The 14,182-nt window shown below is 32.4% G+C and carries 15 protein-coding genes; 2 read left to right on the top strand and 13 right to left on the bottom strand.

Annotated features, from left to right (window positions below):
- Positions 1–116: 116 nt before the first annotated feature.
- The 4 genes from ACEN2I_RS07925 to ACEN2I_RS07910 are packed head-to-tail and all read right to left on the bottom strand — an operon-like array spanning position 117 to position 1,357.
- Positions 117–413 carry a hypothetical protein gene (locus tag ACEN2I_RS07925; protein WP_441765558.1) on the bottom strand — a complete coding sequence of 99 codons (297 nt, stop codon included), beginning with the start codon at positions 411–413 and terminating at the stop codon, positions 117–119.
- A 16-nt stretch (positions 414–429) separates the two neighbouring features.
- Entirely contained in the window at positions 430–726 is a 297-nt protein-coding gene (locus ACEN2I_RS07920) for a PepSY-like domain-containing protein (RefSeq protein WP_441765557.1), read from the bottom strand.
- Positions 727–743: 17 nt separating this feature from the next.
- Positions 744–1,034: a hypothetical protein gene (locus ACEN2I_RS07915; protein ID WP_441765556.1), complete on the bottom strand. Its 291-nt coding sequence runs from the start codon at positions 1,032–1,034 to the stop codon at positions 744–746.
- A gap of 26 nt (positions 1,035–1,060) precedes the next feature.
- Complete coding sequence (locus tag ACEN2I_RS07910; RefSeq protein WP_441765555.1) at positions 1,061–1,357, bottom strand: hypothetical protein; 297 nt, start codon at positions 1,355–1,357, stop codon at positions 1,061–1,063.
- A 500-nt stretch (positions 1,358–1,857) separates the two neighbouring features.
- Between ACEN2I_RS07910 and ACEN2I_RS07905 the strand changes: the two genes are divergently transcribed.
- Positions 1,858–3,108 (top strand): OmpA family protein, encoded by a 1,251-nt coding sequence (locus tag ACEN2I_RS07905; RefSeq protein WP_441765554.1) that lies wholly within the window; start codon positions 1,858–1,860, stop codon positions 3,106–3,108.
- Between the two features lie 168 nt (positions 3,109–3,276).
- On the opposite strand, the gene ACEN2I_RS07900 is transcribed toward ACEN2I_RS07905, so the two are convergent.
- The 9 genes from ACEN2I_RS07900 to pdxA form a co-directional block, all read right to left on the bottom strand.
- Positions 3,277–4,179, bottom strand: coding sequence for a leucine-rich repeat domain-containing protein (locus ACEN2I_RS07900; protein ID WP_441765553.1), 903 nt, complete (start codon positions 4,177–4,179; stop codon positions 3,277–3,279).
- A gap of 55 nt (positions 4,180–4,234) precedes the next feature.
- Positions 4,235–6,400, bottom strand: coding sequence for an alkaline phosphatase PhoX (locus ACEN2I_RS07895; protein WP_441765552.1), 2,166 nt, complete (start codon positions 6,398–6,400; stop codon positions 4,235–4,237).
- A gap of 129 nt (positions 6,401–6,529) precedes the next feature.
- Positions 6,530–8,362, bottom strand: a complete 1,833-nt coding sequence (locus ACEN2I_RS07890) for a cytochrome-c peroxidase (RefSeq protein ID WP_441765551.1) — start codon at positions 8,360–8,362, stop codon at positions 6,530–6,532.
- A gap of 140 nt (positions 8,363–8,502) precedes the next feature.
- Positions 8,503–9,849: an acetyl-CoA carboxylase biotin carboxylase subunit gene (gene accC / locus ACEN2I_RS07885; protein ID WP_441765550.1), complete on the bottom strand. Its 1,347-nt coding sequence runs from the start codon at positions 9,847–9,849 to the stop codon at positions 8,503–8,505.
- A gap of 84 nt (positions 9,850–9,933) precedes the next feature.
- On the bottom strand, positions 9,934–10,419 hold the full coding sequence (gene accB / locus ACEN2I_RS07880; protein ID WP_441765549.1) for an acetyl-CoA carboxylase biotin carboxyl carrier protein: 486 nt from the start codon (positions 10,417–10,419) through the stop codon (positions 9,934–9,936).
- 23 nt (positions 10,420–10,442) lie between these two features.
- A complete protein-coding gene (locus tag ACEN2I_RS07875; RefSeq protein ID WP_441765548.1) occupies positions 10,443–11,441 on the bottom strand; it encodes a beta-ketoacyl-ACP synthase III in 999 nt (332 codons plus the stop codon).
- 172 nt (positions 11,442–11,613) lie between these two features.
- Positions 11,614–11,808: a 50S ribosomal protein L32 gene (gene rpmF / locus ACEN2I_RS07870; RefSeq protein ID WP_031455170.1), complete on the bottom strand. Its 195-nt coding sequence runs from the start codon at positions 11,806–11,808 to the stop codon at positions 11,614–11,616.
- Positions 11,809–11,817: 9 nt separating this feature from the next.
- Positions 11,818–12,360 (bottom strand): YceD family protein, encoded by a 543-nt coding sequence (locus tag ACEN2I_RS07865; RefSeq protein WP_441765547.1) that lies wholly within the window; start codon positions 12,358–12,360, stop codon positions 11,818–11,820.
- Positions 12,361–12,466: 106 nt separating this feature from the next.
- Positions 12,467–13,516 carry a 4-hydroxythreonine-4-phosphate dehydrogenase PdxA gene (gene pdxA / locus ACEN2I_RS07860; protein ID WP_441765546.1) on the bottom strand — a complete coding sequence of 350 codons (1,050 nt, stop codon included), beginning with the start codon at positions 13,514–13,516 and terminating at the stop codon, positions 12,467–12,469.
- Positions 13,517–13,573: 57 nt separating this feature from the next.
- On the opposite strand from pdxA, the gene ACEN2I_RS07855 reads away from it, so the two are divergent.
- On the top strand, positions 13,574–14,164 hold the full coding sequence (locus tag ACEN2I_RS07855; RefSeq protein WP_441765545.1) for a riboflavin synthase: 591 nt from the start codon (positions 13,574–13,576) through the stop codon (positions 14,162–14,164).
- Positions 14,165–14,182 lie beyond the last annotated feature (18 nt).

The following is a 14,182-nucleotide window of genomic DNA, read 5'->3' as shown; positions in this document are numbered from 1 at the left end:
ACTTTTTGTGCTAAAATACTACTATTATAGTAGGATTTTCATAAAATTATGCAAAAAAAAAGAGACTGCTAAAAGCAATCTCTTTTTCACCAAAAACATAAATCTAATTCACCTAATTATATTTTTAACCAGTTACCATTGACATCTGAGTAAACAGTAGCCTTTTGGTCTCCAACTGATATTTCTAATTTGTATTCTTTTTTATCGTTAACAAAGGCTTTTTCAAGCTTTGCTCCCGGATACGCCGCTTCTAAGGCTGTTTTTACAGCAGCCGGAATTTCTTCTGTCTTAACTTCGGTATATTCTGATTGAAAACTTATACTTGTTTTTACGGGCTCAACATTAGTCGTAGTTGTTGCGTAAATTGACAAACTTCCAAGAATTATGGCTGCTGATAATATTAACTTTTTCATAATGCTGATTTTTTAATTATTTTTTAATGATGTTTCCTGAAGCATCTGTAAAAACAGTATACTTTTTATCTCCGCTTGAAATTTCGAGCTTATACTCGTTTTTTTCGTTTTTGTACGCTTTTTCAAGTTTCGTGTTAGGAAAAGATTTTTCAATTGTAGACTTTACAGCGTCTGGAACTGCATCTGCAGCAACTTCTGTATACTCATCCTGAATAGTAATGAATTTTGCAGTAGAAATTGTTTCTGGAGGGGTAGCGGCCTGAACTGACAACCCTCCTAAAATAATTGCTGCAGATAAGATTAATTTTTTCATAATAGTTTTTTTTTAATTTATTTTTTAATAATGTTTCCCTTTTCATCTGTATAGACAGTAGATTTTTCTCCTCTAACTGTTATTTCGATTTTATATTCCTTTTTGTCATTCACATATGCCTTTTCAAGTTTTACACCTGGATAAGCATTGTCCAATCCTGTTTTAATAGCTGCCGGTACAGCATCAACTTCTTTATATTCATCCTGAATTATTAAATTGACAACTGGATCTGTTGAGCTTCTAAATGTAGCTGCGTTAATAGACAAACTTCCTAAAACGATTGCTGTTGATAAGATTAACTTTTTCATATTAATAGCTTTAAGGGTTACTTTGATTATTTTTTAATCCAGGTTCCATCTGCATTAGCAAAAAGATTACCTACTTTGTCACCAACAGTAACATCTAATTTATATTCAGATTTTTCGTTTTTATATGCCTTTGAAAGGACAGCATCTGGATATGCTTTTTTAAGAGCTTCTGTAATTGCTGCTGGTACTTCTTCTAATTTAACTTCAGTATATTCATCCTGAACTGAAATTGTTTTTACTATTGTATTTGATATTGGAGAAGTCGAAGCAAATGAAGTTAAACTTCCCAAAACGATTGCGGCTGATAAAAATAAATTTTTCATAGTGTATATATTTAATTATTTATTATTGTTTACGCTTTAGATAGAGAAATTATTATGCCGCAATTAAAATTATCTAACATTAAGAGCTAAAGTACTGTTTTTAATACAGTTAACTAAAAATAAGCTTTTTTTTTATATGAAAGAAGTGTGTAATTTTAAAAAAATGTGTGTAAAAAATACACAAGAAAAGTGTTTCTAAGTTACTTATAAATAATGCAGCAAAAAAACATTTTATAGTATGGGTTTAAAAAGTTTGGGTTTAAAAAAAATTGAAGACCTTGATTTTATAGATTATTGTGGCAACAACATTTTCTGCTAGGGAAAAAACTTATAAAATATTTTAAAAAAAACAAATACAGAAAAATAATTACAGAAAAATATTGCATAAAATATTTTTTTAACAAAATAGCAAACAATTTCATTATAAATATAATTTGTACATCAATATGTTAAAGAAATATATTGTAATTTCGCACCAAAATTTTAAAAATTGTAATTAAATGAAAAAAATAATACTATTACTTGTTCTACTTGTGACAGTTTTAACGGTTAATGCTCAGACAAGCACTGGTGAAAGTTTAACAGATGGAAATTTCAACAAATGGTCTATAGAATTTTCAGGTGGATTTAACAAACCACAAAAACCAATGAAATTTTATACATCAACGCCTAGTCTTTTTGTAGTTGATTTGGGTGCAAGATATATGTTCAACAACAAATTTGGTTTGAAAGCTGATTTGGGCTATAATAGCTTCCAGGAAGAAAAAAACTCAACTCCTTTTGATACAAAATACTATAGATTTGATGTTCAGGGTATAGCCAATTTAGGACGAATTATGAACTTTGAAACCTGGACTAATACTATTGGTTTATTAGGACATACAGGATTTGGTGCTGCATACTTTGAGGATAAAAATTCTTCGCTAGATGATAAAATGATTAATTTTATTATTGGTATAACTGGTCAGATTAAACTATCAAACAAATTGGTTTTGACAGGAGATTTTTCAACTATCATGAACGCTCTTCAAGGCTACACATACGATGCGGCTGCAGTAAATCCGGAAAAAGGTTTCAACGGAGCTCTATTTAATGGAACTTTAGGCTTAACATTATATCTTGGAAAAAATGAAAAGCATGCAGATTGGGTTACTCTTATTGATAAGGATGTACTTGCTCAAAGAGAAAGAATTGATGCTCTTGAAAAAATGTTAATCGATAGTGATAAAGATGGTGTTGCTGATTATTTAGATCTTGAACCAAATACTATTGCCGGACTTATGGTAGATTCTAAAGGAAGAGCTGTTGATTTAAATAATAATGGAATACCTGATGAATTAGAAAGTTATTTAACAAAAACTTACGCAAATAAATCAGAGGCTCCAATCAGCGACAGCCAATCAATTACAAATTTAGTTAACGGAGGTTATGTTGCAGCTTATTTTGATTTTAATAAGTCGACTCCAACTGATTCTTCTATGGACGGTATTAATTTTGTTTTAAATTACTTAAGAAACAATCCTTCAGCTTCAGTAGAAATTACGGGTTATGCTGATGAGATTGGAAACGCTACATACAATGAAAAATTAGCAACTGAAAGAGCAAACAGTGTAAAAAACATTCTTCTTAAAGCGAAAATTGCTTCTGAAAGAATAAATGTTGTAAGTGGAGGTGTAGATGCTTCAGTAGATAAAGAATCTGCTACAGCAAGAAAGCTGGTAAGAAGAGTTACTTTCAAAATAAATAATTAGACAGCTTAATTGCTTTAAAACAGATAAAAAAGCCACATTTAATTATGTGGCTTTTTTTATGAAATCCTGTAATGAAGAGATTTATCAGACATTGTTAAATTCTAAAGAAGGTAAAAATCCATTACATCTAAATAGTGAAGAATAAAGAAAATATGCTAGATTTTGATTTTAAAAATAAACTGTTGTTTGAGGCATCAAAGCTTTAAGTTTAGCAACCGTTTCTTTATCCATAGGATTACCTACCAGAATCAGCGTTTTGAGTTGTTGCAAATGCTTAATATTTACGGGCAAATCTTTTAGTTTATTATTAGCCAAATTTATACTTACAACATTTTTTAGTTTCTCAATCCTTGGAGAAATTTGAGTGACAGCATTATCACTTAAATTCAGATATTCAATATTTTTAGATTGAAATAATGTTTCAGGAACTTTTATAATACTATTTTTTTGTAATTCTAAATATTTTAAGTTTTTAGGCAATTTTACTTTTCCTAAATCATTAATTTGATTAGAAGATAGATTGAGATATTTTAAGTTTTTTATTTTATCAAGACTATCTGAAACATAACTTATCTGATTATTATTGAGATTTATCTCTTCTAAAGAAGGTATGCTTAAAAGGGCTTCGGGAAAAATGTTTAAATTATTTGACTCAAAGTGCACAACTCTTAGGTTTTGAAGTTTTGAAATATTTGAATTTATAGTTGTTAAACTATTTAGGTTTATCGAAAAAGTTTTTAGTTTTTTTAATTCACTAATTTCATTCGGAATAAATTTAATGCTGTTTTCATTAACATTCAAAATTTCAAGTTCCTTTAGAGAAAATATAGCTTTATCTATTTTTTCTAAATGATTTCCCATTACATTTAGAAAAAATAGAGAGTCCAGTTTTATAATATCAGGAGGAATGTTGTACAATCCTTTATTTCTGAAACTTACACTATAAACAATTTTCTTACTTGAAAGCGCCTCATCAATATCTGTATAAGTAGGGTATTTGATTGGATCAATTTGTGCTTTTACAGAAGAGACAGAAAAAACAATTGCAATTATTAAAAGTAATTTTTTCATAAATATAAAAGCTGCCGACATAAAAATGCCGGCAGCTAAAAAATAAAATTAATACTTATTTTTTTAGAAGTTTTACCGTTTTTTGAAACCCATCAGCTTCTATATTTAAAAGGAGCATATTCGAAAATTGAAGTTGACGCGTCAAATCTAATTCCGTAACTGAACCTGTTTGTGAGAAAAACTTTTTATAAACAATTTGCCCTAACATGTTGTAAGCTGTAACTTGCAAATTATTAAGATTATCTGAATTAATCTGTACAATTCCTGAAGTAGGATTAGGAGACACAACAATATCACTTTGTGTTGGATGATCAATCATCCCCAACGAACCATCTGTCCCTAAATTTTGCTTTAATGCTATAACTATTGTGGCTGATTTCCCTCTGTAATCAATAGTATTTCCTGTGGCATCAACATCTGTAGCAATGCCTGAACCCGGATGTTGAATAGAGAAAAAACCAAATTTATGATCTGGTGTAAAAGTAAGGCCGGTAGGCTCAGAACCAGCAGGCATAGAAGCAAAAAGCTTAACTTTTGGGCTTGCCTGAGTATGATCTGGAGCTATTACCCAAATATAATTTTTTCCTCCATCCTGAAGGACCCAAAGATTCCCTAACTCATCAAAAGTTAAATTATCGTTTCCATCACCCCAGGATTCAGTTTTAACTCCATCTGAAGTATTAAAAGAATATACAGTTGATAATCCACCTACAAAAACTTCTACATCTGAAGCTGTTGTTCCATTATCTTTTAAACGATATACTTTGTTTAATCCTTTTGCTGTAAAATATATTTTACCGTCTAACGGACTTATTTCAACATCTTCTATTCCGTTAAATTTGGTTCCACCTAATGACTCTGCCAAAGAAGTTGTGTTGTTTTGATCTGCTTGTGTTTTATTTGGAACCTGAATCCAAGTTGCTGTTGTAGATACCGGATTTCCATTAGTTAAACCCTGATCCAGTTTCAAGACATATAAATTTCCAGAAGAAAGGTCATTTTGAGTATCTAAAGTATATTTGTACAACATGTGTGTTCCGCCATCTTCTCCATAATAAGCTATTGTTCCGGCATTATTAACCACTACATTTTCGTGATTCATAATTCCCATTTGCCAAAGTTTCCCTTTAGTCCCATTAGTATTTTTAGAAACAACCTCAGCTGTAGCCGGGTCAATTTCTACTAACCAGCCATAATCTTTATAACCATCACCATTTGTATCATTCCCTGTTACCGATTCCTCTGCAGTAACGATAGTTCCCCAAGGCGTAACCCCTCCGGAACAGTTTCTGATCGTCTGCACTAAACTTGGTGTTGAAAAATCAACCGCTCTTGACTTTGTCAATCCCCAAAGTTTTGTTGTGGCATTGTAATTAATTTCTGCAATTGTAACACCACCTGGATTTGTTTCATGGTTTACCGAAAGATATCCATCTGTACTGCTTGCCACACCGCTTGTTTTTTTAGCTACATAACCCGTAAAATCATTCTGACCTCCAATGAATCCTCCACCTTCAGTATAATTATCGCCTTCTTTAAGAATCATTTGATATTTGTGCTGTGAAGGAATAATTAATTTAGCAGTCTGAACTGTAGGCACAATAGAGGTAAAACAGCTGATGTGATTTCCGTCATTACAAGAAGTATCTGGAGGAATTACTGCTGGTGCGTCTGCTTTTTTAAGATAAGCATCCATCCTTAAATCAGAACTGCTTGCTCCTCTATTGTGTAGTTCAATTGAAATTCTGTTAGTTCCTTGTACAAAATTTGCCTTCGGAATAGAAAAAATATTGTAAATGCTTTCATTTGCTCCATCAATTGTTGTATTTGAAAGTGTTTCGTAGGTAATTGTTCCAACAGGCATATTATCCCTTACTACCTCTACTCCATTTAAAAAAACAATTATTCCGTCATCTCTCATTACTCCAAGTTCCATCGTAGTACTAAGATCTGATAAATTAACTGTAAAATCTTTAGTAAAATAGGCTGCATTTAAAGGCTTTTTGATGGTAGTTGTTACAGGATCTCCATATCCTAATGGTCCATTTCCTGAAAGCCACCCTGAAATATTAAAATCAGGATTTTTCCATTGATCTACTAACTGAACGCCATTGTCATCATAGCTCCATGATGAACCTTTATCAAAAATTGTAGTCTGAGCATGAATTGCTGAACTTGTGATTAATAAAAGAGCTGCAATTGAAAGTAATTTTTTTTTCACGGTATAGTATGTTTTGTTATACTATGCGAAGTTATTTTTCTGTACCGGACTTTGTATTACGCTTACTTTAAATAAACATGCTAATAAATTAGCAAATCTTAAACTCAATGTTAAGCAGTTAATATTAAGTTAGTATTGGGCTTTACTGATGTCAGTCAGGGAATTAATAAAAGCAACAAGCTGTTTTATTTCTTTTTGATCCAGATTAAGTTTGTCCGGAGACAAGGTTTGGTTGTTAATTTCTAAACCCATTCCTTCCCCACCGCCTTCATTATAAAAAGTGATTACTTCTTCTAAAGTTGAAAAAGCACCATTATGAAAATAGGGTTTTGTAAGAGCAGCATTTCTTACCGTCATTGTTTTAAAAGAATTTTCATAAATCCATGAATTCTCTTTTTTTACATTACTGTTTATTCTGCCTTTATCCGCGTCTATTTCAATTGGAAGAATTTGCAATGGATTCTTGGTTACTCCCAAAACTTCTGATTCATTTTCATTATAGAAAGGAGGAACTAATCCTGAAAAATTCGGGGCAAAGTGACAAGTTGCGCAGGCCGCTTTTCCCATAAAAAGATTAAAGCCTTTTTTGGCATCTTGAGAAATCTCTTTTTCGTTTCTCATAAATTTATCAAAATCACTATTGAAAGAATAAAGCGATGCAACATAAGAGCTCAAAGCTTTAGAGAAATTTTGTTTATCAATATCTCCATTTTTAAACGCTTTTTTGAAAGCTTTTTTATACTCTGGATTTGTTTTTAGTTTTTTGATGATGCTTTCATAACTCGTATTGAACTCTTGTTCATTATAAATAACGTGTTCTACTTGTTGTTCCAGATAAAAGGCACGCATGTCATAGAAAAATCTTTTAGCAAAAACAGCATTATATAACGAAGGGGAATTTCTTAAAACTGTTTTCCCCTCTACATTACTTAATGATTTTATTTTTAAATCGGTAAAAGCATTTTCGGGCAAATGACAGGAAGCACAACTCATTTTGCTGTCATTACTCACCTTTTTATCAAAGAAAATTTCTTTACCCAAAGATCTCAATTCGGCATTATCTTCAGATGGTTTTAAAAGTGTATAAAAATAAGGGTTCAGGAAATCATCGTTAAAAAAGTTTTTATTGTTGCTATTCCATCCCGATATTTCTTTTAAGTCATCAGGAGAATTATCCCAATTCCCCAGTTCTTCATATAAAGGCTGAAGATGCATTTTGTAAAATTCTATTCGGTCAAAAGTGTCAAAATTGCTGTTTTCAGAAAGATACTTGATACTGCCTCCTAATAACTTCTCTGCTTTTTGAGTGTCAAATTTTTTAAAGTAATCATCTTTTTTAATGTAATTATCAATCCCTTTTAGTGCATGAATTGATTCTTCAAAAACATTAAGCGAACCTGGAGTATCAAACCCTGTAACACCCATCGTATAGATTCTGATTAGTTCTATCCGTACAGGAAGCGTTTTATTCTTTTCTTCAGATAAACCGTTTTTTACTGAACTTAAATAAAAATCATTATAACTGTTATAAAGAAAATCTGTTATTTCAACTATTTTATTTTGTTGCGTACTTACTTCATCTGAAAATACAAGTTCATCCAAAACCTGTAATCCTTCTGGCGGTAATGTATTTGATGCCGTACCTGTACCTTCTACATGAAATAATGGTGCGGCATTAATATGGGTTTTGGAAAATTCAGGGTAATGATATGCAATATAAAACTCTATTTCCTTATATAAATTTCGGGTGTTTTTTAATGACTCTTGTAAAGCCTCTTTTGAAATTTTATTCTCCTGAAACAGATGGGCATCCGATTTTAAAATAGCTAATTGATCTTTGAATGTTTTTAATCCGTGACTAATTAAAGCATTTGTAGATATGTATTCATCATCACCAGAATTAAAAGACATTATTACAGAACCTATAAAAAGTGTAATAATGAGAAACGAAAAAGATTTCATGTTTTTTTATCTGCAAAAGTACCCTCTTTAGATTGCCCTAATTTTAAGTTTGGATTAAATAATTAGTCTGAGTTGGTTAAATAAAGAGGAGTGCAAAATCGAGGCATAAAAAAACCTCATCTTTCAATGAGGTTTAGTATTTATTCGATTGGATTCATTTTAAAAGTATCCATAAAAGCAGTTGTATAATCTCCTGCTATATATCTTGGATCATCCATTAATTGTCTATGAAAAGGTATTGTCGTTTTTACACCTTCAATAACGAATTCATCTAAAGCTCTTCGCATTTTGCTAATTGCCTCTTCTCTGGATTGTGCTGTTGTAATTAACTTAGCAATCATTGAATCGTAATTTGGCGGAATTGTATATCCTGAATAAACGTGAGTATCTAAACGAACTCCGTGTCCTCCAGGCATGTGAAGCGTCGTGATTTTTCCCGGTGAAGGACGAAAATCATTATAAGGATCTTCGGCATTGATACGGCATTCTATAGCATGCAATTCAGGCAAATAGTTTCTTCCTGAAATTGGGATTCCTGCAGCTACCATAATTTGCTCACGAATTAAATCATAATCAATGACCTGTTCAGTGATTGGATGCTCTACCTGAATACGCGTATTCATTTCCATGAAATAGAAATTTCTGTGTTTATCCACTAAAAATTCTACTGTTCCGGCACCTTCATATTTAATGAACTCAGCAGCTTTTACAGCAGCTTCTCCCATTTTAGTACGCAATTCGTCTGTCATGAAAGGTGAAGGTGTTTCTTCAGTTAGCTTTTGGTGACGACGCTGAACTGAACAGTCTCTTTCAGAAAGGTGACACGCTTTTCCGTATGCATCTCCAACAACCTGAATTTCGATATGACGAGGCTCTTCGATAAGTTTTTCCATATACATACCGTCATTTCCAAATGCAGCAGCAGCTTCCTGACGTGCACTTTCCCAAGCTTTCAACAATTCATCTTCTTTCCAAACGGCACGCATTCCTTTTCCACCACCACCGGCCGTTGCTTTAAGCATCACCGGGTAACCAAATTCTTTAGCTAATTGTTGTGTTTGCTCAAAAGATTCTAATAATCCCTCTGAACCTGGTACACATGGAACTCCTGCAGCTTTCATAGTCGCTTTTGCAGAAGCTTTATCTCCCATTCTGTCAATCATTTCAGGAGCGGCACCAATAAATTTGATTCCGTGTTCCTGGCAAATTTTTGAGAATTTAGCATTCTCAGATAAAAATCCATATCCTGGATGTATTGCATCTGCATTGGTAATTTCGGCAGCAGCAATTATATTTGACATTTTCAAATACGATAAGTTACTTGGAGGAGGACCAATACAAACCGCTTCATCTGCAAATTTAACATGCAAACTTTCTGCATCGGCTGTAGAGTAAACTGCAACAGTTTTGATTCCCATCTCTTTACAAGTACGAATTACACGAAGTGCAATCTCTCCTCTATTCGCAATTAATATTTTTTTAAACATCTTATTTAAATTAAAAATTACAAATTCCAATCTCCAAATTCCAACAATTGGTTTTTGTGATTTCTCTATTGGAATTTTTAAAAATTATGATGGATCAACTAAAAATAAAGGTTGGTCAAATTCTACAGGAGACATATCGTCAACAAGAATTTTTACAATTTTACCTGAAACTTCCGATTCGATTTCGTTGAATAATTTCATTGCTTCAATTACACAAAGAACATCACCTTTAGCGATTGTGCTTCCTACTTCAGTAAAAACTGGCTTATCCGGGGATGGTTTTCTATAAAATGTCCCGATAATTGGAGATTTTATAGTAATGAATTTAGAATTCTCAGCTGGAGCTGCTGCTTCACTATTTACATTTACAACTACCGGTGCCTGTTGAGGAGCAACTGCTTGTGGCAATGTAGCCTGAGCAGGTAATTGTTGCACATAAGTAGCCTCAGTTACATTTGTTTCTAAAGTTGTTCTAATGGTAATTTTCACATCATCCATTTCTAACTTTACTTCTGCAACTCCCGAATTTGCTACAAATTTGATTAGGTTTTGAATTTCTTTTAAATCCATAATGATTCGTTTTTAGTTTTAATTTATTTGGTATCGTAAGCCCATTTCAAGTAAATAGATCCCCAAGTGAATCCACCACCAAAAGCGGCAAAAATAATATTATCTCCTTTTTTCAACAAGTGCTCAAAGTCATATAACACTAATGGCAAAGTTGCCGAAGTCGTATTACCATATCTTTCGATATTCATTAATACTTTTGAGTCTTCAAGATTCATTCTGCTTGCAGTCGCATCAATAATACGTTTGTTCGCCTGATGCGGCACTAACCAATTTACATCTTCGTTAGTCAAATTATTTCTTTTCAGAATTGTATCGCTTGCATCAGCCATATTTGTTACAGCATATTTAAAAACAGTTTTTCCATCCTGAATAATATTATGTCTGTTTTGCTGTACCGTTTCTAAAGTAGTTGGCACAAGAGAACCTCCGGCTGGTATTTTTAGAAAATCACGTCCTATGCCATCGCTTCTTAAATATTCGTCCTGCAAACCTAATCCTTCATAATTTGGCTCAAATAAAACTGCTCCTGCTCCGTCTCCAAAAATAATGCAGGTTGTTCTGTCTTTATAATCAACAATTGATGACATTTTATCAGCACCAATTAATAAGACTTTTTTATATCTTCCGGATTGAATATAAGCTGCGGCAGTTGACATTCCGTATAAAAAACTGGAACAGGCTGCCTGCAAATCATAAGCAAAAGCATTTGTAGCTCCAATTTCTGTTGCAACATATACACCTGTTGCCGCTACAGGCATATCAGCTGTAGCTGTTGCCATAATGATCATATCGATTTCCAAAGGATCAATATTAGCTTTTGCTATTAAATCTTGTGCTGCTTTTATAGCAAGGAATGAAGTTCCTTTATCAGCATCTTTCAAAATTCTTCTTTCTTTTATTCCGGTACGAGTAGTAATCCATTCGTCATTAGTATCGACCATTGTTTCTAGTACTTTGTTTGAAAGTACAAAGTCTGGAACATAAGCTCCAACAGCGGTAATTGCGGCTGTGATTGTATTCATTATATTCTATTATTTCCTCTCAAATACTACTATTTGAAAAATTTTTAAAAGACTTGAAAATTACAAAAAAAAATCTAAACGCATTGTCGTAAATTTCCTTAAAAAAGAAAGTTATATCCAACAAAAAAAACTCTCACATAGTGAGAGTTCTAATATCATTTAAAAAAACGTATTAAGCAACCGCTTCAGATTTATCGATAACAACTTGCCCTCTGTAATACATTTTACCTTCATGCCAGTAAGCTCTGTGGTATAAATGTGCTTCGCCAGTAATAGGACATGTAGCGATTTGAGCTACAGTAGCTTTATAATGTGTTCTTCTCTTATCTCTTCTTGTTTTCGAGATTTTTCTCTTAGGATGTGCCATTTTACTATATTATTTATCCGTTAATAGTTTTTTTAATTTGTCCCAACGCGGGTCAGTATCTTCTTCTTGTTTACTCTCTTCTTTTACTTCTTTGACTTTTAATTCATTTAGTTTTATAAGCGCTTCGGTTTGCAAACTTCCGTCTTTCACGCCTGGATGAACCCGTTTTAGCGGAACCGACAATACAATCATTTCATAAATGTATTGCGCAACATCTAATTCGAATTCGCCATGAGGCAAAATCAGCAATTCTTCATTGTCATTATTGAATTCATCTCCAAAGCGAACGATGAGTTTCATCTTTCCCTTTATAGGTAAATCAAAATCTTCTCCGGTTAAATCACAGGGCACATTTACGGTTCCTTTGTGTTTGAAATTCAACTCTAACAGGTTGCTTCCTTTGTCTAAAACTAAATTTACTTTGATATTAGAATTTTGAAATTCATCATAATCAAAGTTCTCAAAGAACTTGTTACTTATTTGATACTCAAAATGGTGTTTTCCTAGCTTTAATCCCACGAAAGGAATTAAAAATTCTTTTGTTTTGCTCATTTCAACATCAATTTGTCCAATTAGTATCTAAAACTCAGATACCTGAATTGGGGTGCAAAGATATAAAATTATTATAAAACTAATAATCTTATTCACCTTTTTTTGTTTATAACTGTTTTTCTTTTATTTTAAGAGGTTTTGCACTAATCTCTTCATATTGATTACGCGAACGAAAAATATCAATTGCAAGATACACTGCTTCCTTAAAAGAATTATAATCTGCCATATCCTTTCCGGCAATATCATAAGCTGTACCGTGATCCGGAGAGGTTCTCACTTTATTCAGTCCTGCTGAATAATTAACCCCTTTTCCAAATGAAAGTGTCTTAAAAGGAATTAATCCCTGATCGTGATATGTCGCCACAATGGCGTCATATTTTTCATACTGACCGCTTCCAAAAAAGCCATCGGCAGGAAATGGCCCAAAAACCATCGTACCTGAGTCAAATATTTTCTTTAAAGCAGGCTTTAACACTAAATCATCTTCTTTTCCTATTACACCTCCATCACCTGCATGAGGGTTTAAACTCAATACTGCAATTTTCGGTTTCACAATACTAAAATCCTGAATCAAAGATTTTCTGATCGTTTCAATTTTTCTCGTAATTAATTCATCTGTCAAATGTGATGAAACTTCACTTAAAGGAACATGATCTGTTAACAAACCTACTCTCAAATTATCCTGAACCATCATCATCAAAGCATTTCCTTCTAATTCCTGATCTAAATAATCAGTATGTCCGGGAAATTTAAAATCTTCTGATTGAATATTATATTTATTTATAGGAGCAGTTACCAAAACATCAATCAAATCTTCTTTTAAAGCCTTAGTTGCAGCTACAAATGACTTTATAGCATACGTTCCTATTTTTTCATCGTTAGTCCCCAAATTAATATCAACACCTTCTTTCCATAAATTATACACATTAATTTTGCCTGGTATAATCTGTTCTAATTTGTCTATGCCGTGAAACTGAACTGTGGACGTAAAGCTTTTTTTAACAAAAGAAAGTATTTTGGCATTTGCAAAAATAACCGGCGTACATAATTCCAACATACGAGAATCTTCGAATGTTTTTAATATAACTTCGCTTCCAATACCGTTTAAATCTCCAATCGAAATCCCAACAATTATATTTTCTGCTTTTTTATTCATGAGCTCCAATTATTTATTACTAATTTTGATGTGCAAATTTAGTAAATAAAACCAACAATGTTCACAGGAATTATAGAAACCTTAGGTAGGATTCACGAAATACAAAAAGATCAAAACAATCTTCATATAACAGTTGACTCCTCTATAACAAACGAATTAAAAATTGACCAGAGTGTATCCCATAATGGAATCTGCCTGACAGTTGTAGCTATAAAAGATTCTTTTTATACTGTAACAGCAATTGAGGAAACTATTTTAAAAACCAACATTGGAGACTGGAAAACCGGAGACATTGTTAATCTGGAAAGAGGAATGAAACTTGGTGACCGCCTGGATGGACATATAGTTCAGGGCCACGTAGACCAAAAAGGGATCTGTATTAAAATCGAAGAAGCTAACGGAAGCTGGAACTATACCTTTCAATACGATAAAAACCTAAACAATATTACAATCGAAAAAGGTTCAATAACTGTAAACGGAGTTAGCTTAACAGTGGTAAATTCCAAAACAAACGAGTTCAGTGTTTCCATAATACCTTATACTTTTGAAAATACAAATTTCAAAAATTTCGAAATCGGAACTAAAATAAATTTAGAATTTGATGTAGTAGGAAAATACATTTCAAAACTCTACTCAATAAACAAATAAAAACAAAAACTACCATAA

Source organism: Flavobacterium sp. W22_SRS_FK3, from assembly GCF_052113665.1.
GTDB lineage: Bacteria > Bacteroidota > Bacteroidia > Flavobacteriales > Flavobacteriaceae > Flavobacterium.
Note: the sequence above shows the minus strand (reverse complement) of the source record. Positions and strands in the feature narration are given on the sequence as shown.

Coding starts and splice junctions, on each gene's coding strand:
- ACEN2I_RS07925 (WP_441765558.1), bottom strand. CDS start 413: ATGAAAAAGTTAATATTATCAGCAGCCATAATTCTTGGAAGTTTGTCA.
- ACEN2I_RS07920 (WP_441765557.1), bottom strand. CDS start 726: ATGAAAAAATTAATCTTATCTGCAGCAATTATTTTAGGAGGGTTGTCA.
- ACEN2I_RS07915 (WP_441765556.1), bottom strand. CDS start 1,034: ATGAAAAAGTTAATCTTATCAACAGCAATCGTTTTAGGAAGTTTGTCT.
- ACEN2I_RS07910 (WP_441765555.1), bottom strand. CDS start 1,357: ATGAAAAATTTATTTTTATCAGCCGCAATCGTTTTGGGAAGTTTAACT.
- ACEN2I_RS07905 (WP_441765554.1), top strand. CDS start 1,858: ATGAAAAAAATAATACTATTACTTGTTCTACTTGTGACAGTTTTAACG.
- ACEN2I_RS07900 (WP_441765553.1), bottom strand. CDS start 4,179: ATGAAAAAATTACTTTTAATAATTGCAATTGTTTTTTCTGTCTCTTCT.
- ACEN2I_RS07890 (WP_441765551.1), bottom strand. CDS start 8,362: ATGAAATCTTTTTCGTTTCTCATTATTACACTTTTTATAGGTTCTGTA.
- accC (WP_441765550.1), bottom strand. CDS start 9,849: ATGTTTAAAAAAATATTAATTGCGAATAGAGGAGAGATTGCACTTCGT.
- accB (WP_441765549.1), bottom strand. CDS start 10,419: ATGGATTTAAAAGAAATTCAAAACCTAATCAAATTTGTAGCAAATTCG.
- ACEN2I_RS07875 (WP_441765548.1), bottom strand. CDS start 11,441: ATGAATACAATCACAGCCGCAATTACCGCTGTTGGAGCTTATGTTCCA.
- rpmF (WP_031455170.1), bottom strand. CDS start 11,808: ATGGCACATCCTAAGAGAAAAATCTCGAAAACAAGAAGAGATAAGAGA.
- ACEN2I_RS07865 (WP_441765547.1), bottom strand. CDS start 12,360: ATGAGCAAAACAAAAGAATTTTTAATTCCTTTCGTGGGATTAAAGCTA.
- pdxA (WP_441765546.1), bottom strand. CDS start 13,516: ATGAATAAAAAAGCAGAAAATATAATTGTTGGGATTTCGATTGGAGAT.
- ACEN2I_RS07855 (WP_441765545.1), top strand. CDS start 13,574: ATGTTCACAGGAATTATAGAAACCTTAGGTAGGATTCACGAAATACAA.